Here is a 23,335-nt window from a genome sequence, read left to right as displayed (position 1 = left end):
ATTAGTGTCACTTTAAAGCGATAAAATTATTAATATTAAACTCTATTTTAACAATTCTTTTTTTATTCTTCAACCTCATACGATCTATATTTTTAGAATTTTCTGATATTAATAACATAAAGTAAAAAGGTATCTCCATTATAACTTAATTATAGATGAAGATACCTTTAAATATTTAATCATTGAAAGTACGTTTATCAATTTTACTTTTAGCTTTTTCTACACGTTGTGCTTGTTTAGGTGTTGATTTACGTTCATTTTTAGTTGAATTATCCTGCTGAATCGACTTTTCTTCATGCGTAATTACGCCATTATCAAAATGTGCTGACTGATGCGTTTGTTGGTCTTTAATTTGTGCTTCTGGTTGATTTATTGAAGGCTTTGTAACTAAATTTGGAACACGTTCAACTTTCACAAATTTTAATTCTGGTTCAGTTAATAGCGCTTTTGTTTTAGCCGTAACAGAGCTATCTTGTTCCATTTTTTGAGCTTTGCCTTTTGCTGCTTGTGCTAAACGCTGTGCTTGATTATTTACCATCATCTTTTTTGTTTTATTAGAAGGCGCTTTTAATGTATCATTTGTTTCGTGTTTTATTGCTTGTTGCTGTGCTGCTATTTCTGTGGCACTCGCTTCTTTTTTATTCTCTTCTTTTGCTTCTGCTTTAGCTTGTTGAATCTCTTGTGCTTCTGGTGAATCATCTTTTAATGCATCGTTTGTTTCGTGTTTTATTGCTTGTTGCTGTGCTGCTATTTCTGTAGCACTTGCTTCTTTTTTATTCTCTTCTTGTGCTTCTGCTTTAGCTTGCTGAATCTCTTGTGCTTCTGGTGAATCATCTTTTAATGCATCGTTTGTTTCGTGTTTTATTGCTTGTTGCTGTGCTGCTATTTCTGTGGCACTCGCTTCTTTTTTATTCTCTTCTTTTGCTTCTGCTTTAGCTTGTTGAATCTCTTGTGCTTCTGGTGAATCATCTTTTAATGTATCATTTACTTCTTCTTTAATAGCTTGTTGTTGTGCTGCTATTTCATCTGGTGAAATACTATCTTGTTGTTTAAAGTCTTCTATCTTGCTTTTTATAGCGTTAAAATTCGTTTCAGCTTGTTCTTTTATATTAAGATATTTCTGTTCTAATTCTTGTTCTTTCTTTTTAAGTTCATCTATTTTTTCAAAACCTTTATTCTTATATAATAGACCAATCGTTGAACCAATAATTGCGCCAGTAATAAAACTTACTACAAAGTCTTTTCGTTTTGGAACTTCATTAGAATAGGGCGTTAAATTTTGATGTTGGTAACTATCATGAGATAAAATATCACCTGAATGTGTATGTTCAAGTGGTTGTTGATTAAATTTTTGACTCATTGTAACTCCTCCTATAACAAATGCACTTAAACAGGTACAAACCTCATTTAAGTGCATGAAATTACATCTTATTAAAAAGTTTTCTCTACAAAAGTTAAGCAGCTTTATTTAATGGATTTTAGTGTCATCAGCTACAGAACTTGTTTTGTAGTTTGAACTTTCTCTACGATAGTGTCTGTTTTGCCATTTATCTGCAATTTCCATTGCAACATTGGACCATTGCACTACTTGAGAAATTTTATCTTCATTTTGAGAGATATTGTGAGTAATTGAATTTGTCACTTTATCAATTGAGCCATTTAAATTTTGAACAGAATCGCCAATACCTTTAACAGCATCAACAACAGAATTTAAACGTTCAACTTTACCTTGGATATCCTCTGTTAAACGATTTACTTTGTGAAGTAAATCTGTAGATTCACGTGTAATACCTTGAACTTGGCCTTCAACACCATCAAGAGTTTTTGCTACGTGATCTAAATTTTTCTTAACTGACATTAACACAACAACTACACCTATACATAAAATTAAGAATGCAATTGCAGCGATAATTCCAGCAATTGGTAAAATCCAATCCATTAAAAACGCCTCCTAAATACCTATTAAAAATGTCATTAGTATTAAATACCCATGAGAATAATGTATAAACATATTAAAAATTATTTGTTATACCTAATTTGTGTTCGTATGCACGTTGTATTTTTTGTATATCACCAGCGCCCATAAATAAAATCACAGCATTATCAAATTGTTCTAATATGTCAATATTATTTTCGTCTATTAATGCAGATCCGTCAACACGTTTGATTAAATCTTGAATCGTTAAGTCTCCTGTATTTTCTCGAATAGAACCAAAGATTTCACATAAAAAGACATGATCAGCCTTGCTTAAACTATCAGCAAACTCATTTAAAAATGCTTGTGTTCTAGAAAACGTATGCGGTTGAAAGACTGCAATGACTTCTTTATTTGGATATTTCTTTCTTGCTGTTTCTATTGTAGCACTAATCTCTCGCGGATGGTGTGCGTAATCATCAACTAATACTTGTTGATCATATTTAGTTTCATTAAACCGACGTTTGACACCACCAAATGTTTCAAGTGCTTCTTTAATATTTGCAACATCCATATCTTCTAAATAGCTAATTGTTATTACTGCAAGCGCATTTTGAATATTATGATTGCCATATTGTGGTGTTAAGAAGTGATCGTAATATTTGCCATTGATGTATACATCAAATTCAGTACCTTTATCAGTAATTTGAATATCATTGGCATATACGTCATCTTTATCACTTAAACCATAATAATATATTGGAATATCCACGTTAAGTTTACGTAAATGTTCATCGTCCCCCCAAGCTATAATTGCTTTTTTTACATTATTAGCCATCTCTTGAAATGCATCAAAAACATCTTCTACATCTTTAAAATAATCAGGATGATCAAAATCGATATTTGTCATAATAGCATAGTCAGGACGATAGCTTAAAAAATGTCGACGATACTCACATGCCTCAAAAGCAAAGTAGTCGCTTTGAGGTATTCCCAAACCTGTGCCATCTCCAATTAAAAATGATGTCTTTTTATCACCATTCATGACATGTGATAACAATCCAGTTGTTGATGTTTTCCCATGTGCGCCTGTAACAGCCACAGAGGTATATTGATCGATAATGTGACCAAGGAAATCATGATATTTAATAACGTCTAGTTTTAAATCATGCGCTCTAACAACCTCTTCATGAGTGTCTGGAAAAGCGTTCCCCTGTATGACTACCATACCCTCTTTTATATTTTCTGCACTAAAAGGTAATATTTTTATGCCTTTGTTTTTTAATGCTACTTCAGTAAATACATATTTTTCAATATCAGACCCTTGAACTTCATGTCCTAAGTCATGCATGATTTGCGCTAAAGAGCTCATGCCAGCGCCTTTTATACCAACAAAATGATAATGCGTCATATCACTTATACTCCTTTATTCATTTAATTATTTGTTATATCAGCTTCTGTTATCAATACATCTCTAGGTTTAGAACCATTTGCTCCTGTTATATAACCTAGTTGTTCTAATTGATCGATAATTCGTGCTGCACGATTATATCCAATTTGGAAATGTCGTTGAATTAATGACGTTGATATATGACCTTCTTTTATCATAAATTCACATACATCCTCAAATAATTCGTCTTGAGCTTGTGATTGATTTTTCTTTAATAGTTCCTTTTCCTCAAATAAATAATCTGGTTCGCGTTGATGCTTAATAAAATCTACAACACCATCAATTTCATCGTCAGATACAAATGTACCTTGGACTCGAATTGGCTTGTTCATTCCACTGCCGAGATATAGCATATCACCATATCCGAGTAAACGTTCTGCACCACCACTATCTATGATTGTTCGTGAATCAACGCTTGATGAAACCATAAAGGCAATACGCGTAGGTATGTTAGCTTTAATCAAACCAGTAATAACATTAACTGATGGTCTTTGTGTAGCAACTAGCATATGAATACCACATGCTCTCGCTTTTTGAGCAATTCTAGCAATAGACTGCTCTACTTCTTGTGGCGCTATCATCATTAAATCAGCAAGTTCATCTATAACTATGACAATTTTAGGAATACGTTGTTCATAAGATGCTTTTTTATTAAATGCAGTAATATTTCGAACGTGATATTGCGCAAATAATTTATAGCGTCGTTCCATTTCTTCAACAGCCCATTTCAGGCTTTGTGTAGCGGCCTTAACATCTGTAATTACTGGTGAAACTAAATGAGGTAAATCATTGTACGGTGCTAATTCTACCATTTTAGGGTCAATTAATAGTAACCGCAATTCTTCTGGATGGTTTTTATACAATAAAGACATTAATATGCTATTAATGCATACGGATTTACCTGAACCTGTTGCACCTGCAATTAAAGCATGTGGTGTTTTAGCGATATCCATAAGCAACGGTTCATTATTAATTCGATTACCCATTGCTACAGTTAATTTTGATTCAGAATGCTTAAAATGCTCAGTCTCTAATATTGATTTTAAGTTTACCTTCGTGGGGTTTTGATTTGGAACTTCAATACCAACTAGACTTGTACCAGGAATTGGCGCTTCGATACGTATATCTTTGGCTGCAAGTGCCATTTTGATATCATCTTGCAATGCAGTAATTCTTGATACCTTAACACCCTTTTCAACAGCCAATTCAAAGCGTGTTACACTTGGTCCAACTGTAACATTCTTCACTTCTGCTGGCACATTGAAATAATAGAATGCATCATTAAGCTCTTGCTTTTTGCTATCAATCCATGTTTCATCAATTTCTTGTGGTTGAGCATCATTTAAAATATCTAAATCCGGCAACTTAATGTTCGGGCCTCTTCGTATCATTGTCTGTTCAGGTTTTGCAGTTATATTATTGTTATCATTCTTAGATTGTTTTATTTCACCATCAGGTTGTGTCGCATTTACATTTGCCTGTATATTAGTGGAATCGTCTTCTAAATCTTCATTTTGTGGATATATATCTTGACTTAGTTCATCAGTGTTTCTTTCTATTACGTTATGATTACTTTCATGATTTTTAGCGACATTGTTTTTGTCTAATGTTTGTGATGTCTCTGGAGTTAACTCTGGCACATTAACTTGTTTTTCTCGTCTTTTGGCTTGTTGATCCATCATTCTTTTTCTATCAGATGGTGTCATAACGACGTTAAATGGTTTAGAACCTAGCTTAATATTGTTCTTATTTTGTGCTTTTACAGCATATGTTGTGTCATGATTATGCTCTTTATTCGTTGCTGATTTTTTCTGTTGCAACTTAGTTGCGCTGTGTTGTGCACTTTGTTTTGAGTCGATGTCGTTATGTGACTCATGATTTCGATATGCATGACCTTGTTTAATTGTAGAACTTTCTCTATTATCACTGTTTGAACGCGTATTATTGTCATCAGCAGTTTTAGTCGAAATGTCAGCCTGCTCTATTTCATGATATTCTGCATCTGTAATGTCATTGTCTATCAAATGATCATCTTGATGTTTATCACTGTGTTGTTCTCTGTCTAACATATTTTTATGCTGTTCAGCTTCTAATGTTTCTTGGTCATCCGATTGCTGAATGTTATTTGAGCTTTTACCAGCAGAAACATCAGTAATGTCTGACACATTAACTTGATCATCTGTTAATTCTTGAATTTGTTGAATATCATCTAAAGCTATTTCCTCATAGTGATAATCTCTTTTTTCATCGTTGTTATCATTATGAGTATCTTCGGAAGTATGCTCAGCTTGCCGATTATTATCTTTTAACGATGTATCGTCATTAAGCGAACTTTCACCCGTATAACGTTCAGCTTGTTTGGCATACATAGCATCTATGGCTTTTTGTATGTCATCATCTTGATGTTGTTTCTGCTGACGTTTATCTTGCAATGCCTTTTTAAATCGACGTTTTTGTAACACTTTGCGTTCTCTTTCTTTACGTATTTCTTCAACAATCTGAGAAGCATAAATGTTTTCGATATTTATAGTATTATTTCGTGCGGGTTGGCGTTTTTTTATAATATCATCGCGATGCGTTGTCTCATCATTGTGTTGACTTTGTTGATTCGTATTTTCAGCCTGAGTTGACTGCACTGGTTGCTGTGTATCTCTTTTAACTTCAGTTTGTTGTTTATCGTTATTTCGGCTTTCATCATCACGCTTATCATGCTCAACATCAGGAATGATACCATTTTCAATTGGACGTCTTTTTTTTGTTCCAAAAATAGCTGAGGGAACTTCACTAGCTTTAAAACTATGTGCTTGATATGTAGGTTTCGCTTCATTTGCAGACGATTTGATCCGCTCAGATTGCAATTTAAAGCGTGGTTTAGTGCTTGAATAATGCGAATGCGGTGATGTTTGTTGTGTTGCATATGCTGATGCTTGTTTCTTTAATCTGGATTGACTATCTGCATGTGATTGTTCTTTGTGTCTGTCATCATGTGAAGATGTTGCGCGTTGCCCACTTCCTGTATAATTTCTATGTCTACGGCGGTGTGTATGTGCTTGACCAGTTGTGAAGTCAGATTGATATGTTTGTCGACGGCGATTATTGTTACGCTCATTAACGTTATCGGTTGATGAAATATCATCTTGAACTTCATTATCTGAAATATTCATAGGAAATCGAAATTTTCCTTTTGGTCTTTCGTAGATATCATTATTTTCAGGAAGTAATGAGTCTTCGCTATTTAATTGATGCTTTGAATGTTGACGACGCGTTTTACGAAAAAAGACATCACTATCTGAATGATTATTTTCGCCAAATAATTTATCGAACCAGCTCATATACTCACTACCTTCCTACTTTTATTCAAAAAATGCTTGTCCAATTTGGTAATTATCAGATAATACCAAGATGCCTTTCTCTTGTGGCGCATTCGGCAAGTTAAGTTCTTTCATTGAACATACCATACCGCTTGAATCAACACCTCGTAGTTGCGCATCTTTAATAACCATACCACTAGGCATAACAGCGCCAACTTTAGCAACAACAACTTTTTGACCAGCTTCTACGTTAGGTGCACCACAAACAATTTGCAATACTTCTGTTGCAACGTCAACAGATAAAATACTTAGCTTGTCTGCATTAGGATGCTTTTCTTTTGTTTTCACATAACCCACAACAAATTTTGGAGATAAATCAGCATCTAATTGATATGAATAACCAGCTTCTGAAATGACTTGTTGCAATTTGTTAAGTATTTCCTCTGTTAATTTAATATTACCCACGTCTTGAATATGAAAATAATGAGAAAAATTGAAAATATTAAAACCAACAACAGCGTTATCTTGTGTTAATTGAACAACATTTTCTTTGATTTCATAAGCAACGTCACCTTCAACAGGATTTATTTGTAGAAATGCCACATCTCCAACGCCTTTGGGATTGTAAAATAAATTCATCATTTAAAACTCCTCTATATCGCTTCTAGTATTCTTTATGATTAAACTTTTTTCTATTTGCTTCTAATCTCTGTATAACATTAGGATCTCTTTTTTGTTTGTTATTTTTACCTAAAATAAAAATCGGTTCTAAGTGACCTTTACTATATCCAAATGATAAGGAGGTAATAGGTACTAATCCTTTAGTGAAAAATTCCATCGTTAAATGAGCCATCACATCATAGCCAGTTTTATTTCTTATATCAGCAATGATAAGCACATCTTGATGTGGTACAGCTACAAGCATTTCACCTTCACACTGTTGTTCAAATTCATTAAGTAATTTTGTATTTAATATACGGCTAGCATCATATCCATCGTTTGAATTAATAAAATAAAATATATTACCTTTCACTTCGTCAGTGGAATAAGAACATTCAAGCTTACGCAAATTAAATAAAGACATTTCTTTTACTTGTTGTGTCGTTATATTCATTTGTTTTAGCATACTTTCATCAATTAAACGATAAGATTTGCCTAAGTCAACAGCGTAATAAACGTTTGTTTCAGCTGTATGTTTATCAATTACAAATGCACTTCCATCCTTAGTCTTTTTCTCAAAACTTGTGGAACGAATAACTGGCATGATATTTATATCAGAAATTTGGTCTAATCCTTGGTCCTGCATTTGTGAAATCGCCTCTGTAACATAGTAGACAATTTCATCAATAATTTTATTTTGTTGCTCTTCATACTTAGCAACTATGGCATTTAATTTAATCGTAACGCCTTTATGATTATCATTTCTATAGATACGTAGAGTTTCTTCTTCACGATCAAACTTAAAATCAACGTCTAAATATTTTAATCGTTGCTTTAATTCGTCTCTCATCTTAAAGACGTTCATCTTTACACCTCAATTTCACACCATTTATTATTTTACAATAAATATAGCCTTAATTACAGAAAAATTAAGCGATGTTGACTGCTAAAATAATATTTTAACAATATTGTGCTAAAAATTCATCAATCTGGGCAATTGATTTGCGTTCTTTACCAATATATGAACCTAACATATCACCATCTATAAACACTAAAAAACTTGGAATTCCCATAATATCGTATTTTACACATAAATCTATAAAACGATCTCTATCTACTGAGACAAATTGAAATTGTGGATACTTATGCTCTAAAATTGGCAAATCTGGTTCAATGATTTTACAATCTGGGCACCACCCCGCAGTAAACTCAAATACGACATTACTTTGCTTTAATTTATCAAATTGTTGTTCAGATTCAAGTTGGATCATAATTTAATTCTCCCTTAAATTTCATATTGTAATTCATTAATTTGATGACGATCTAAGTTAATCACAGCCTCCATTAAAAGCTGTCGTGCTGAAAAATAATCTCTAATATCAAACACAGCATCCGTACTATGAATATAGCGCGCACAAACGCCTATGACCGCAGTAGGTATACCCTGATTCGCCTTATGTATTTCTCCCCCATCCGTACCACCAGGTGACATATAATATTGATAATTTATCTCTTTTTCATTCGCTAATTTCAATAGATAATCTCTAAAAATTGGTTTTAAGATCATTGTACCGTCTTTAATTCGAATTAATGTCCCTTCACCTAATTCACCGGACAAACGTCCTTTGCCTTTTACATCATTAGCTGGTGAACAATCAACAACAAATGCAATATCTGGTTGAATCAATTCGGCAGATGCTCTTGCACCACGTAAACCTACTTCTTCTTGCACATTCGCACCAACATATAAATCCACATCTAATTCAACATCTTTTAATAATTCTAATATTTCAATAGCAAGGACACACCCATAGCGATTATCCCATGCTTTTCCACTAAATCGATATTCTGACAGACGTGATAATGTTGTTGCTGGCACTATAGAATCACCAATTTCAATACCGCGTTCACGGACTTCTTCAGCACTAGTTGCACCTATATCTAGTAGTAAATCATGTATTTTAGGTGCAGCTTCATTTCCAGTGCGGAAATGTTTAGGAATATTAGCTACAACCCCTAATATTTGATCACCTTGACGTGTTTTGATAGTTAGTCTTTGCCCTTGCCAAATATCATTGGCAACACCTCCAAGATTTGTAAAGTGCAGCAAACCATTATCTGTTATTTCAGTAATCATAAATCCTATTTCATCCATGTGTGCAGCAATCATTACTTTTTTAGCATTGGCTGTATTAGACTTTTTCACTCCAAAAAATCCGCCTAATTTATTCTCTACAAAATGACTAATATAAGGTGTCATTTCAGCTTTCATATAGGCTTTAACATCATTTTCGAATCCTGGTGCACCATGCAACTCAGTTAGCGTTTTTATGCGTTGCAATGTACGATTTTGTTCAATCTCCACAAGAATCACGCTCCTTGATAGTTATTATATCATGTTAAATATGGTAAACTAAATTTATGAACTATTGATTTTGAGGTGCATTTTAACATGAAAGACATAAATAAAAAAATTTTAATTTCGCTAATTGTCCTTTTCACACTAATGTTAGTTACCCTACCTGTTCTTTTCTTAATATTAACACGTCAAAAACTCAAGTATCCTAATCAAGTGTTAAATGAGGTTAAGTCTTATTTTAGAAATGTTAAAGGTTCCTACATATTAGAAACACCATTAGTTGACGACGCAAGTTACCCTGGGCGAATTATATATCAAGGTGGTATCACCCAAGTTAAACATAATGAATTTACACAATATGAATTCTATGTCGATGCCAAAAATGGTGAAGTGTTAAACATCGTTGAACTTTAATCTACATCAAAAGTGGAAATACGCTAACTTTATAGTTATGTCGTATTTCCACTTTTGTCATCGTTCTATTCTATCAATTATTGTTTGTGGATTTGATTGAAATTTGCAAGCAAAATATTGATGGTCATGATAATATAAAAACCAATAGTTATGATAAATAAAATAAGGAATGAGTCTTTCTTTCGCTCTAATTGATTCCATAGGATAATCATCATATGCGGACACCCACAGTGGATTTAAATGAGCATGAGTTGGAAAAATATCTGACATATGCACTGCGCTTTCACCATTGCTCTTTATTGTTACAATAGATAGGCCATTGCTATGACCTCCAACATGATGCATTTCAATACCTGGGAGCACTTCAATAGTATCTTCAAATAAAATAACATTCTGATCGTAGTCCCCCTGATTCTTCTTCCAATATGTCGCTTTACTTCGCAAGTTAGGACTAAGAAATTCATGCCACTCATCTTGCTGTATAATATGCATCGCATTTTTAAATATGGCATTGCCATCACAATCTGATAATCCAGCTGCATGATCAAAATGCATGTGGGTCATTAATACATAATCAATTTCAGCCGTAGTTAAATGAAACTGCGATAAAGCCTTTTCAATATCGCTTTCATAATCAACACCATAATTTTTAATTTGTTTTTTTGTTAACTTGGCATTGCCTAATCCTGCATCGATAATGATATTTTTTTCTCCAGTCTGAATAAGTATAGGATATGTAACAAGTGGAACTTGGTTATTATTATTAACACTATACTTTTTAGACCATAACGGTTTAGGTACTACACCAAATATAGCTCCACCATCCATTTTAGTTATACCGCCATTTAGCTGATTAATCATAAATTCGCCTAATTTCATATATTTCTCTCCTTTAATATGAAAAGCTGATTTATTTTTGTATACCCTATTTAGGTAACTTTATGTTCATGAAAGAAACTTGCTATACAAGGTCGACTTACTGTGCTTGGTGAAATGCTTTTCGCATTTCTCTTTGTTGGGGCCCCACCCCCAACTTGCTTTGTCTGTTGGCTTTCTTTTTGAAAGCCTATTTGTTGGGGCCCCTGTCTTCACTTGTCTTGTACTCCAAAGTGTCTTGCTAAAATACGTCTCATTGATATGTAATTTTACATCAACATATTTAAAAAAGGCAGTTTCTATATTATTTCAATAGAAATTGCCTTTTTTATTTGTCCAACAACTTTATGTCACGGTCTCATCATCATTTAATTTATAAATCTTGATGGAATTTAGCTTCCATGCGATATATACGAGATCCTTTATCTGCAAATTTCTGTTCATATTCTGTAAGAACATTATCTTCATTATCTTCTTCATGCAAGTTCAAATTTATTTTAGTAAAGTACATGCCAAACGTTGACATGCTTTCTAAACTATATGCAAATAATCCACGATTATCTGTCTTAAAATGAATTTCTCCATCTTTAACTAAAATTTGTCTATATAGTGCTAGAAATGTTTTATATGTTAGTCGCCTCTTTGCATGACGATTTTTAGGCCATGGATCTGAAAAGTTTAAATATATACGAGACACTTCATGAGATTTAAAATAATCGGTTAATTCTATGGCATCGTTACATATCATTTTGACATTTGTTAGTCCTAAATCTTTCACTTTATCTAGTACTTTGTACATCACACTTTTTTCTCGTTCCATAGAAACGAAATTAATTTCAGGATGTTGTGAAGCTATGGTAGTTATAAATTTCCCCATGCCAGAACCAATTTCGATATAGATGGGTTGTTTTTTGTCAAACCATTCTGATATATGTCCCGCATGTCTACCATCCATATCAACTAAATCTGGATGCTCTTTTAAATAATCTTCTGCCCATGGTTTATATCGAACTCTCATGCTTATCCTCCTTATATAAAAAATTGAGACTGTAAGTAGCTACATTTCTGCAACTACTTATCAGCCTATTAAATAAATAAATTACTATTCATAACTTCATTAAGAAACTTCAACCAAGTATTCATATCTTTAAAACGCTTCTGTTCTTCATACCATTGCACCATGCCGATGGATTGTATGACCGTATACCATTTCATGCGTTTATTTAAATCAAGACTTTCTTGTTCACCATAAATTTTGAACCATTGAGACCATTTTCTTTCGGGAACGTAGTTGTAAAGCAACATACCAATATCAATCGCAGGATCTGCAATCATTGCACCTTCCCAATCCACTAGAAAAAGTTCATCCCTATCTGATAATAACCAATTATTATGGTTAACATCTCCATGTACGACTGTAAAAAAGCGAGCATCTAAATTTGGAATATGTTCTTCTAAATAAATAAGCGCTTTTCTCACAATATGATGGCTTAATACTTCCCTGGATAAAGAGGCGTTAATTTTGTTCAACATGATTGCTGGTGTAATTGGTTCCATTTCCATACGTTTCAACATCGTTAGCAAGGGTTTTGAGCTATGTATTTTTTTCATTAGCTGAGCTACTCTCGTCTGTGCCATTTCAATAGGCTCTAACTCTCTGCCGTTTTTCCAATGCTGAGCTGTAACGACTTCTCCTGTCTCAATACGTTTTGTCCAAACAAGTTTTGGGACAATTCCTTCAGCTGATAAAGCTGCGATAAATGGATTTGAATTTCGTTTTAAGAAAAGCTTTTGTCCGTCTTGTTCTGCCATATAAGCTTCGCCTGAAGCACCACCTGCAGAATCAAGTGTCCACCCTAATTGATAAAACTGCTCCAACACGTTCACCTCACTTCCAATTAGAAAATGGCTCTAGAAAGAAGTTTCAAGAGCCATATATTCTAATTTATACCAGTCGTATACTTCTAAAATACGCTGGTCATAATATAATCACTAGTAGTGTGTTTTATTATATTTTTTAAAATATTGTCCCGATATTTTAATTAAATTTACCATTTAGTTTTGTTATCACTCAAAGTAAATTTTATAATTTTTAGCCTCATTTTTCAACTGAAAATGAGAAAATAAAAGTCACATTTTACTAGTCATTTATACGTCCAAAAGTTAACTTTTGCTTAGGTCTTATTATAACACATTCATCTTAAATAAGTAGTTGTAATTTCATCTTTTCACAATTTATTAAATACTTTTTTCTTGAATGTATTTGTCGAAACCTTCTTGCAACTGACGTGTTATAGGTCCTACTTTACCATCATTAACCGCTTCACCATCTAATTTAATAATTGGCATAACTTCTGCTGATGTACTAGAAATAATCACTTCATCTGCATGTTTTAAGAAATCAACATCAAATGTTTCTTCAATAAATTGAATATTATAATCATCTGCAATCCATTTAATCACTCTGCGGGTAATACCATTTAAAATGTAATTATTAACCGGATGTGTATATATTTTGCCATCTTTAATCGCATACACATTACTTGATGCACCTTCTGTAACAGTGTCTCCGCGATGCTGAATCGCCTCTGTAGCATTATATTTAACCGCATATTCTTTTGCCAATACGTTACCTAGTAAGTTTAGACTTTTAATGTCACATCTTAACCAACGTATATCTTCAACTGTGACTGCACTAACGCCATTCTGTAATTCTTCATATGGGCGATCGTAACTTTTAGCAAATGCTGTAATAACCGGCTTAACTTCTGGTGTTGGAAATGAATGATTACGTGGTGACACACCACGTGTTGCTTGAATATAAATGCCACCAGTTTCTATTTGATTTTCTTTTAGTAACTGGCGTGTTATGTCAATAAGTTCTTCTTTAGTTTTGCCTAAATCTAAACCTATTTCATCTGCACTGCGTAAAAATCTATCAAAATGTTCTTCGACTGTAAATAATTTACCTTTATATGCTCTTATATATTCATAAATACCGTCACCAAAAACATAACCACGATCTTCATAAGATACTTTAGCCTCAGATTGATCTACAAATTTTCCATTTAAATATACCTTCATATTTATCCCTCCACACACAATGAATATATCGCTTCTAAGTAAATGCTTGTTGCGTCAAATAGTTGTTTTTTCGTAATATATTCATTCTTTTGATGCATTAAATCTTCAGAATCACTGAACATTGCCCCAAATGCAACACCTTTATCTAAATTGCGCGCGTATGTACCGCCACCAATTGTATAAGGTTCTGATAAATCGCCAGTTTGATTGCGGTAGGCAGTTACAAGCTTTTGAACAAACGGATCATTTTTATCTACAAAATGTGGTTGCTGTACCTTTCCTAAATCTACGTCAAATCCAAGTGATTTAATTTCATCTTCAAAGCGGTGAATTGCTTCTTCAAATTCAAATCCTAATGGATAACGTAGATTAACACCAAAACGCCCTGCATGTTCATTATCATATTCAATAATTCCTACATTGGTTGTTACATCACCCATAATATCAGTGTGGAATTTCATTCCCATTTTTTCACCAAAATGAGATTCAAATAAATAACGATTACTAAAGTCTACAAAATCTTTTGCTGTTTTGTTTAAGTTCAATGAGCCTAAAAAATGTAATAAATGTAAACCAGCATTCACGCCTAATGATGGATCCATACCATGAACTGCTTTACCATTAACAGTTAATTGTAAAACGCCACTATCAACTGTGCTATCACCCGTTAGTTTATGTTCTTGTAGATAATGTTCAAAGTGTTGAATTACATCTGTCATATTTTCTTTAACAAATACCTTTGCTTCTGCAAAATCAGGTACCATATTATAACGTTGGCCTGATTTAAATGATAACAATTCATAATCAGGTTCATCTTGATCATCTGATTTCAATTGCTGTACTAAATCAAACGTTGTGATACCCTTTTCACCATGGATAGCAGGAAATTCAGCATCAGGTGCAAAACCAAGTGTTGGCATTTCTTCTGTTTGGAAATATCTTTCAGTACACTTCCAATCAGACTCTTCATCTGTACCAATAATCATATGAATACGTTTTTTCCAATCAACATTCATATCATTTAAAATCTTAATAGCATAATAAGCTGCAATCGTAGGTCCTTTATCATCGAGTGTTCCTCTTGCTATAATGGCATCATCAGTCACAACAGGTTTAAATGGATCTAAATTCCAGCCATCTCCAGCAGGTACAACATCAACGTGACATAATATCCCCAATACATCATCGCCTTTTCCTGCTTCAATTCTTCCAGCGATATGGTCAACATCATGCGTAGCAAAACCATCTCTTTGAGCAATTTCATACATGTAATCTAATGCTTTTCTAGGTCCTGGGCCAACTGGTGCGTCCTCAGATGCTAGACTATCATCACGAACACTTTCAATTGAAAGCAGGCCGTTTAAGTCATCTATTATTTTACTTTCATATTCTTGAACCTTTTCTTTCCACATTTAGATCAACTTCCTTTTTTAATTTATATTTTCTATTCTACATAATTTATGCTATAAATTACAGTCAGATCTAAGAAGAATTACAAAATGTTCAGACAATTAGAGATTTTGGCAGTTCATTATTTAATTTTTGGCTTATTAAATGAATCATTATTTCACTAATAAAACAGAAAAATACACATCCAGCAATGCCGAATGTGTATTTTTCTATTTTAATGATACACTTTTATTTGTTTCGATTATTTTTTAAATCTTCTTCTGTCACTACACGTAAATTATTTGATGCTGATCCACCTTCATCATCAAATTTCACTTCTTCAAGTTCCTTTTGATTATCTTTTTTAGAAGTTAATTTAGATTTTTGTTCTTGAATAAAGCCTTTTGGATCATTTTTTATTTTATTCATGTATGCTTGTGGATTGTTCTTTACATCTTGAATTTTGTTTGTTGCTCTAGATCCAAGGTCATTTGCGATTTCTTTTGCATTTTCCTTGTAGCTTTCTGGATCTTCTTTATATTTATTGTATTCTACCTTTAATTTGTCACGGTTTTCTTTTCTAGACAATATCACAGCTGCTGCCGCTGTTCCTAAACCTAGTATTACTCTGAAAAAACCTGCTTTTTTAGCCATGTAAAACACCTTCTCTTTCGAATATTATTTTAATTGCTCGATATCGGTTTGCGTTAATACACGATATTGACCCTCGTCCAACTCTTCATCTAAACGTAGGTTAGCAATTTGTATGCGTTTCAATTCTAATACCTCATTTTCAATGCTATGAAACATTCTTTTTATTTGATGATATCTTCCTTCATATATAGTAACCTTTGAGTGGTAGTCATCAATTATGGTTAGTTCAGCTGGTTTTGTCAAACCATCAGACAACATCACACCTTGTTTAAACATATACTGGTTATCTTTAGTCACTGGATACTTAGAAGTTACTAAATATGTCTTAGCTACATGCTTGTTGGGGTTCATCAAATTGTGGCTAAATTGACCATCGTTAGTGATGAGTAATAAGCCCTCAGTATCTTTATCTAACCGGCCTACTGGAAATAGATCTAAATATTTATAGTCTTTTATTAAATCAATGACTGTTGCCTGTTTAGGGTCTTCGGTGGCTGAAATATAGCCTTTAGGTTTATTCAACATCAAATATACCGTTTCAACATAATCTATTTGATGACCATGAATTTGAACAACATCATGATGTGGATCGATTTGAGTTTTAGCAGATTTTTCTACTTTTCCATTAACCGTCACATTCCCCTTTTTTAAGGATTGCTTTACTTCTGTACGCGTACCTTGACCCATATGTGCTAAAAATTTATCTAGTCTCATCATCTTAAAAACCCGATTCTATTACGTACTTTTTGAGCTACATCACCTAAAAATTCATCAGCTAATTTTGTTTTAATTGTTGCAAAGCCGTAAATCATTGCGCCTATTAAAACACAGACTAAGAGAATGATTAGTGCATAGAGTTTACGCTCAACAGGTAAGAATTGTGTCAATAATAAATATGTTAGCTCAACGCCAATCATCATGATAAAGCCATAAATAAATATTTTAGCAAAGTGAATAAACGTTTCGGTAAATTCAAATTTTGCATAAACCTTTAAAATAACAAAGTTTGCAATATTAGCAGCTAGTAATGCTATTGCGGTACTCAATACTGCGCCAACTGTATGGAATGCCATAATTAAAGGAATATTGAGTAATAATTTTAAAATAACTGAGCCTAAAATAACAAACACAGTTAATTTCTGTTTATCGATGCCTTGCAACATTGATGCTGTTACACTTAATAATGAAATTAATATTGCTACAGGTGCATACCAGAATAAAATAAATTGACCATCGGGATTATATTGGTAGAACACTGTATAAAGCGGTGATGCTAATGCCATAATTCCTAAACTTGCTGGAACAGTAATAAACATTAATACACCTAATGACGTTCTTATTTGACGATGCATTTCAATTAAACGTCCTTCAGCATAAGTTTTCGTAATATATGGAATTAAACTCACTGCAAACCCAGCAGCTAATGATGTTGGAATCATTACAATTTTATTGGTTGTGAAATTCAAAATAGAGAAAAAGTATCCTTGTTTTTCAAAAAAACCTACTAAATCAAGCGCATTATTATGCGTAAACATATCAACTAAATTATATAAAGAAAAGTTAAGACTTACTATAACAAATGGAATACTGTATGAAATAATCTCTTTATACATTTGAGTATAAGTCACATTCATTCCTGTTTGGTCAGAAGCCACCATTTTATCAATATGTGGTTTCCTTTTACGCCAGTAATACCACAATGTTAATATACCTGCGATTGCACCAACTGCTGCAGCAATCGTCGCTATACCATTGGCTATTAAAATTGCACCATGAAATACATGAAGTACTAAATAACTTCCAACTAATATAAAGATAATACGAGCAACTTGTTCATTTACTTCAGACACTGCTGTAGGCCCCATAGATTGATATCCCTGGAATACACCTCTCCACGTAGCTAATAAAGGAATAAAGATAACAACAACACTAATCACTCTAATGATCCAAGTAATATCAGCTACAGACCACTCACTAGCGCTTACTTCTTTACCAAGCGTTAATGTAGCTATTTCAGGAGCAAGTGCAAATAGTAATAAAAATCCAATGATTCCGGTTATAAACATAACGACAAAACTAGATTTGTAAAGCTTTTGTCCAATTTTATATGCACCTAAAGCATTGTATTTGGCTACATATTTTGATGCAGCTAATGGTACACCAGCTGTAGCAACAGCAATGGCAATATTATATGGTGTATATGCATAGTTAAATGGAATCAAATTTGTTTCAGCATCGCCACCACCAGCGCCCATGATTGCATAAAAAGGAATTACAAATAACACACCAAGTATCTTTGTAATTAAAATACTGATTGTTATTAGAAAGGTACCACGTACCATTTCTTTATTCTCACTCATAATTATCTTCCTACCTTTAGTTTAAACTCTTCTTAAAAAGCTTAAATAATAATCAAGACTTACATTATTATAAAATATATCATAAATCGCACAACGTTTCCCAACAACTTTGTAAAATTTTGTGCAGATTTTATTTAATTATAGTAACTATAGATGCTCTTGTATTAGTTACACATTTATGCAAATCTTAAAATAATTAATTTTAAAATATGTTATTAACCAATCCTTGATTATATGAATACCGCATTAAAAAATAAATTTTATGGAGTCAGGGACATCATTATGTTTTGGACTATAAACTGAATATTGGCAGTAATTGACTGGATTGAAAATACGCTTATACTAAGCTTTTTTCAATCCTAGTCAACCTTGCCGGGGCGGTACTACGAATTCATGATAAATTCTGTCCCGCTCTCAATTTTTTCAGCTTGTTTAAATGTGAATTGACAACATACACTTAATAATGTCATAAGCAATTGGGACATTGCAAATAATAATGTAGCCATATAGTGTAAGTGTCGTATACAATAGCAGTAGTAACTATTGGAGGATTCAACTATGTATCAAACAATTATAATAGGAGGCGGTCCAAGTGGCTTAATGGCTGCAGTTGCAGCAAGCCAATCAGGACAACGTGTATTATTAATAGAAAAGAAAAAAGGTTTAGGACGCAAGTTGAAGATTTCAGGTGGTGGACGCTGTAATGTCACAAATCGCTTACCTTATGAAGAAATAATTAAAAATATTCCAGGTAACGGAAAATTTTTATACAGTCCATTTTCAACATTTGATAATGAATCTATTATTCAATTCTTTGAATCCCGAGCTGTTAAACTAAAAGAAGAAGATCATGGCCGCATGTTTCCCGTCTCAAACAAAGCCCAAGATGTTGTAAATGCTTTAGTTCAAACGATTCATTCTCAGAATGTCGATATAATTGAAGAAACACCTGTAACTCGTATTGAAAAATCAACAAATGATAGTTTTATCGTACATACCCAATCTAAAAGTTATAATGGCAAAACATTAGTGATTGCAACTGGTGGGACTAGTGTGCCACAAACCGGTTCAACTGGAGATGGCTATCGTTTTGCACAAGCAATGGGACATACGATTACCGAATTATTCCCCACGGAAGTACCTATCACATCAAACGAGTCTTTTATTAAAGAACAACGCTTAAAAGGTCTAAGCCTTAAAGATGTTTGTTTATCAGTACATAAGAAAAACGGCAAAATACGTATTAGTCATAAAATGGACATGATTTTCACCCACTTTGGGATAAGCGGCCCCGCTGCATTAAGATGTAGCCAATTTATTTACAAAGAACAGAAACAGCAAAAAACGCAACAAATAACAATGTCTTTAGATGTATTTCCAGATTTAAATAAAGACAAATTAAGTCAAAAAATTAATAAGCGTATTCAATCACAGCCAAATAAAATTATAAAAAATAGTTTACATGGTTTAATTGAAGAACGTTACTTAATATTTGCGTTAGAACGTGCAAACATTAATGATGACATGACAGGACATCACCTTTCAAATCAGCAATTGCAACAACTTGTTGAAATATTTAAAGGATTTAAATTTAAAGTTAACGGCACATTACCTATAGATAAAGCATTTGTAACTGGCGGCGGTGTTTCCTTAAAAGAAATTTGGCCTAAAACAATGATGTCTAAACTTGAACCAGGTTTATTTTTGTGTGGAGAGGTCTTAGATATTCACGGTTATACTGGTGGTTATAATATTACTAGCGCCCTTGTGACTGGACATGTCGCAGGCCTCAATGCCGGAAGTTATTTATATCATTAACTTTATAGCTAGCATTTTTTAAATCACGTTTAGACTTGGCTTTAAAAAATAAACACCCATTTAGCTACCGTTAATAAATGGGTGTTTATTAAATCTATTAAAATTCATTTACTTAAAAATTAAATACGTTTTATTTCTAATCCTTCATTGCCCCAAGCTTTCATACCGCCTTCTACATTGACTGCATGAATATCTTGTTTTTCTAAATATCGAGCTACTTTTTCACTTCGAACACCTGCAGCACAAATAATATAGTAAGTATCATTTGTATTAAAATAATCAATATTTGATTCAATTTTATCCATAGGAATCGTTTCTGCACCAGGTATGATACCCATAGATGTTTCCTCATCTGTACGAACATCAACAATATTAACTGGATTAGATTCTAATACTTTATTTTTCAAATCTTCAACAGTTATTGAATCCATTATTCAACACTCCTTTATTTATTTTGCTACAATATTTACTAGTTTTTGAGGGACTGCTATTACTTTCTTAATTTCTTTACCATCTATAGCCATTTTAACATTTTCATTTTCTAATGCTAATTCTTGCATTTCTTCTTTGGACAGCTCTTTAGGTATGGTTAGTTTTGCACGCACTTTACCATTTACTTGAACGACAATTTCAACTTCACTATCAACCAACAGTGTTTCATTATAAGTTGGCCATGGCTGATAAGTAATCGTTTCATCATGTCCTAATTTTTGCCATAATTCTTCACCTATGTGTGGCGCAATAGGCGCAAGCATCTTCACAAAGCCTTCCGCATATGGTTGATAAATTTCATCTACTTTATAACATTCATTAATAAAGACCATCAACTGACTGATAGCAGTATTAAAATTCAATGTATCAAAGTCTTCTGTCACTTTTTTAACCGTTTGATTATATACTTTATCTAATGATTTATTATTTGATTCAACAAATTTTTGAGATAGGCTATCATCCTCATTGATAAATAAACGCCAAACTCGGTCTAAGAAACGTCTTGAGCCATCTAAACCATTCTCACTCCAGGCAATAGCAGCATCCAAAGGCCCCATAAACATTTCATAAAGTCGTAAAGTGTCAGCACCATGAGAATTTACAATATCATCTGGGTTAACAACATTACCTTTGGATTTACTCATTTTCTCATTGCCTTCACCTAAAATCATACCTTGGTTAAATAATTTTTGGAATGGCTCTTTTGTTGGAACTACGCCTAAATCATATAAGACTTTATGCCAGAATCGAGCATACAACAAATGAAGTACTGCGTGCTCAACGCCGCCGATGTATAAATCAACTGGTAACCAATGCTTTAATTTTTCTGGATCTGCTAACATTTGCTCATTATGAGGATCAATATAACGTAAGTAATACCAACAGCTGCCAGCCCATTGTGGCATTGTGTTCGTTTCACGACGACCTCTCATTCCCGTTTCTTCATCTACAACGTTAACAAAATCATCTATATTAGCTAATGGTGATTCACCAGTTCCAGACGGTTTAATTTCATCAGTTTCTGGTAATAATAGTGGTAATTCTTCTTCTGGTACCGTCGTCATTGTTCCATCTTCCCAATGAATGATTGGTATTGGTTCACCCCAATAACGCTGTCTACTAAATAACCAGTCACGCAACTTATAGTTAACTTTTTTCTCACCGGCACCTTTTGCTTCTAATAACTCAATTGCTTTAGCAATAGCCTGTTCATTATTTAAACCATCTAAGTCACCAGAGTTAACGTGCTCTCCTGCACCAGTATAAGCCTCTTTTTGAACATCTCCACCAGCAATAACTTCTATAATCGGCAAATTAAATTTAACCGCAAATTCGTGGTCGCGTTCATCATGAGCAGGCACTGCCATAACAGCTCCAGTACCATAACTAGATAATACATAATCAGCAATCCAAATCGGTAATTTTTCACCAGATAAAGGATTAATCGCATATGCGCCAGTAAAAACACCAGATTTATCTTTTGCCAAATCCGTACGCTCAAGGTCAGATTTTTTAGATGCAGCTTCTTGATATTTCTTAACTTCTTCAAAATTTTCAGTTGTTGTAATTTTTTCCACAAGCGCATGCTCTGGACTTAATACTAAGAAAGTCGTACCAAAAATCGTATCTGGACGCGTAGTGAAGACGTCTATTGTGTCATTCTCTCCTTCAACTTTGAAAGAAACACGTGCCCCTTCTGAGCGACCAATCCAATTACGCTGCATATCTTTTATCGATTCAGGCCAATCTAAGTCATCCAAATCTTCTAGTAGTCGATCGGCATATTCTGTGATCTTGAGTACCCATTGTTTCATAGGTCTACGGTATACAGGATGGCCTCCTCGTTCAGAAACACCATCAACAACCTCTTCATTAGATAAAACCGTGCCAAGTGCTGGACACCAGTTTACCGCTACTTCATCAACATAAGCTAACCCCTTATTATAAAGTTGGATAAAAATCCATTGTGTCCATTTATAATATTCAGGATCTGTTGTATTAACTTCTCTATCCCAATCATAACTAAATCCTAATTCTTGAATTTGACGTTTAAAAGTTTGAATATTTTGTTTCGTAAATGCTCGTGGATCGTTTCCAGTATCAAGTGCATATTGTTCTGCAGGTAAGCCAAACGCATCCCAGCCCATTGGATGTAAGACGTTATAGCCTTGCATACGTTTATAGCGTGAAATAATATCCGTAGCAGTATATCCTTCTGGATGTCCTACGTGTAAACCAGCACCTGATGGATAAGGAAACATATCTAAGGCATAAAATTTCTTTTGTCCCAAGTTATCACTTGTCTTAAATGTTTGATTATCTAGCCAGAAACATTGCCATTTTTTTTCGATTTTTTTGTGATTGTAATTCACTTTTTTTCCTCCTACTCAATAAAAAAACACCTCATACTATTATAAATAAAGTATAGGGACGACAATTATGCCGCGGTACCACCCTAGTTCACATATATGTGCACTTAATTAAATAGTAAGAGATGTATATTACATTAAATAACGGTAAGTTCACTTAATACTTAACGCTAGTTTACACCAC

The 23,335-nt window shown here is 33.4% G+C and carries 20 protein-coding genes and 1 other annotated feature (1 of these 21 running past the window's edge); of the genes, 2 read left to right on the top strand and 18 right to left on the bottom strand.

The genetic code is table 11. From position 1 onward, the window contains the following. Positions 1-175: 175 nt before the first annotated feature. The 8 genes from AL499_RS00330 to AL499_RS00295 all read right to left on the bottom strand — a co-directional run bounded on the left by AL499_RS00330 (position 176) and on the right by AL499_RS00295 (position 9,701). Entirely contained in the window at positions 176-1,360 is a 1,185-nt protein-coding gene (locus AL499_RS00330) for a coiled-coil domain-containing protein (protein WP_062248817.1), read from the bottom strand. Positions 1,361-1,468: 108 nt separating this feature from the next. Continuing rightward, positions 1,469-1,939 (bottom strand): DUF948 domain-containing protein, encoded by a 471-nt coding sequence (locus AL499_RS00325; protein ID WP_002458832.1) that lies wholly within the window; start codon positions 1,937-1,939, stop codon positions 1,469-1,471. A gap of 73 nt (positions 1,940-2,012) precedes the next feature. Further along, on the bottom strand, positions 2,013-3,326 hold the full coding sequence (gene murC, locus AL499_RS00320; RefSeq protein WP_002492632.1) for a UDP-N-acetylmuramate--L-alanine ligase: 1,314 nt from the start codon (positions 3,324-3,326) through the stop codon (positions 2,013-2,015). Between the two features lie 23 nt (positions 3,327-3,349). Then, positions 3,350-6,697 (bottom strand): DNA translocase FtsK, encoded by a 3,348-nt coding sequence (locus AL499_RS00315; RefSeq protein WP_037540619.1) that lies wholly within the window; start codon positions 6,695-6,697, stop codon positions 3,350-3,352. 21 nt (positions 6,698-6,718) lie between these two features. Then, positions 6,719-7,315 (bottom strand): YtpR family tRNA-binding protein, encoded by a 597-nt coding sequence (ytpR, locus tag AL499_RS00310; RefSeq protein WP_037540620.1) that lies wholly within the window; start codon positions 7,313-7,315, stop codon positions 6,719-6,721. A gap of 25 nt (positions 7,316-7,340) precedes the next feature. Next, the gene (locus AL499_RS00305) at positions 7,341-8,201 is read right to left on the bottom strand and encodes a DUF1444 domain-containing protein (RefSeq protein WP_002458828.1); all 861 of its coding nucleotides are present in this window, start codon (positions 8,199-8,201) and stop codon (positions 7,341-7,343) included. 94 nt (positions 8,202-8,295) lie between these two features. Continuing rightward, positions 8,296-8,607 carry a thioredoxin family protein gene (locus tag AL499_RS00300; RefSeq protein WP_002492628.1) on the bottom strand — a complete coding sequence of 104 codons (312 nt, stop codon included), beginning with the start codon at positions 8,605-8,607 and terminating at the stop codon, positions 8,296-8,298. A gap of 14 nt (positions 8,608-8,621) precedes the next feature. Then, entirely contained in the window at positions 8,622-9,701 is a 1,080-nt protein-coding gene (locus AL499_RS00295) for a M42 family metallopeptidase (protein ID WP_002492609.1), read from the bottom strand. Positions 9,702-9,788: 87 nt separating this feature from the next. Here AL499_RS00295 and AL499_RS00290 point away from each other — a divergent pair, with 87 nt between their 5' ends. Beyond that, positions 9,789-10,109, top strand: a complete 321-nt coding sequence (locus AL499_RS00290; RefSeq protein WP_002492629.1) for a PepSY domain-containing protein — start codon at positions 9,789-9,791, stop codon at positions 10,107-10,109. Positions 10,110-10,166: 57 nt separating this feature from the next. On the opposite strand, the gene AL499_RS00285 is transcribed toward AL499_RS00290, so the two are convergent. The 8 genes from AL499_RS00285 to AL499_RS00250 form a co-directional block, all read right to left on the bottom strand. Then, positions 10,167-10,988 carry a YtnP family quorum-quenching lactonase gene (locus AL499_RS00285; RefSeq protein WP_002492615.1) on the bottom strand — a complete coding sequence of 274 codons (822 nt, stop codon included), beginning with the start codon at positions 10,986-10,988 and terminating at the stop codon, positions 10,167-10,169. A 370-nt stretch (positions 10,989-11,358) separates the two neighbouring features. Further along, complete coding sequence (trmB, locus tag AL499_RS00280) at positions 11,359-12,003, bottom strand: tRNA (guanosine(46)-N7)-methyltransferase TrmB (protein ID WP_002478016.1); 645 nt, start codon at positions 12,001-12,003, stop codon at positions 11,359-11,361. A gap of 68 nt (positions 12,004-12,071) precedes the next feature. Then, entirely contained in the window at positions 12,072-12,863 is a 792-nt protein-coding gene (locus tag AL499_RS00275) for a phosphotransferase family protein (protein WP_002492623.1), read from the bottom strand. Positions 12,864-13,223: 360 nt separating this feature from the next. After that, positions 13,224-14,069, bottom strand: a complete 846-nt coding sequence (dat, locus tag AL499_RS00270; protein WP_002458821.1) for a D-amino-acid transaminase — start codon at positions 14,067-14,069, stop codon at positions 13,224-13,226. Between the two features lie 2 nt (positions 14,070-14,071). Continuing rightward, on the bottom strand, positions 14,072-15,481 hold the full coding sequence (gene pepV, locus AL499_RS00265) for a dipeptidase PepV (RefSeq protein ID WP_002492611.1): 1,410 nt from the start codon (positions 15,479-15,481) through the stop codon (positions 14,072-14,074). Positions 15,482-15,707: 226 nt separating this feature from the next. Then, the gene (locus tag AL499_RS00260; RefSeq protein ID WP_002478014.1) at positions 15,708-16,112 is read right to left on the bottom strand and encodes a YtxH domain-containing protein; all 405 of its coding nucleotides are present in this window, start codon (positions 16,110-16,112) and stop codon (positions 15,708-15,710) included. 24 nt (positions 16,113-16,136) lie between these two features. After that, positions 16,137-16,826, bottom strand: coding sequence for a pseudouridine synthase (locus AL499_RS00255; protein ID WP_037540621.1), 690 nt, complete (start codon positions 16,824-16,826; stop codon positions 16,137-16,139). Continuing rightward, the gene (locus tag AL499_RS00250) at positions 16,826-18,472 is read right to left on the bottom strand and encodes a putative polysaccharide biosynthesis protein (protein ID WP_002458817.1); all 1,647 of its coding nucleotides are present in this window, start codon (positions 18,470-18,472) and stop codon (positions 16,826-16,828) included. The genes AL499_RS00255 and AL499_RS00250 overlap by 1 nt, the downstream gene beginning before the upstream one ends. Positions 18,473-19,030: 558 nt before the next feature. Between AL499_RS00250 and AL499_RS00245 the strand changes: the two genes are divergently transcribed. After that, positions 19,031-20,290, top strand: coding sequence for a BaiN/RdsA family NAD(P)/FAD-dependent oxidoreductase (locus tag AL499_RS00245; protein WP_002492605.1), 1,260 nt, complete (start codon positions 19,031-19,033; stop codon positions 20,288-20,290). Between the two features lie 119 nt (positions 20,291-20,409). On the opposite strand, the gene AL499_RS00240 is transcribed toward AL499_RS00245, so the two are convergent. Together AL499_RS00240 and leuS are read right to left on the bottom strand one after the other, a co-directional pair. Further along, positions 20,410-20,721, bottom strand: coding sequence for a rhodanese-like domain-containing protein (locus tag AL499_RS00240; protein ID WP_002458814.1), 312 nt, complete (start codon positions 20,719-20,721; stop codon positions 20,410-20,412). An 18-nt stretch (positions 20,722-20,739) separates the two neighbouring features. Continuing rightward, on the bottom strand, positions 20,740-23,154 hold the full coding sequence (gene leuS, locus AL499_RS00235) for a leucine--tRNA ligase (protein ID WP_002492652.1): 2,415 nt from the start codon (positions 23,152-23,154) through the stop codon (positions 20,740-20,742). Positions 23,155-23,205: 51 nt separating this feature from the next. Next, positions 23,206-23,335: a binding site (T-box leader), on the bottom strand (it continues 55 nt past the right edge of the window).

The organism is Staphylococcus lugdunensis (genome assembly GCF_001558775.1).
Classification (GTDB): Bacteria; Bacillota; Bacilli; order Staphylococcales; family Staphylococcaceae; genus Staphylococcus; species Staphylococcus lugdunensis.
Note: the sequence above shows the minus strand (reverse complement) of the source record. Positions and strands in the feature narration are given on the sequence as shown.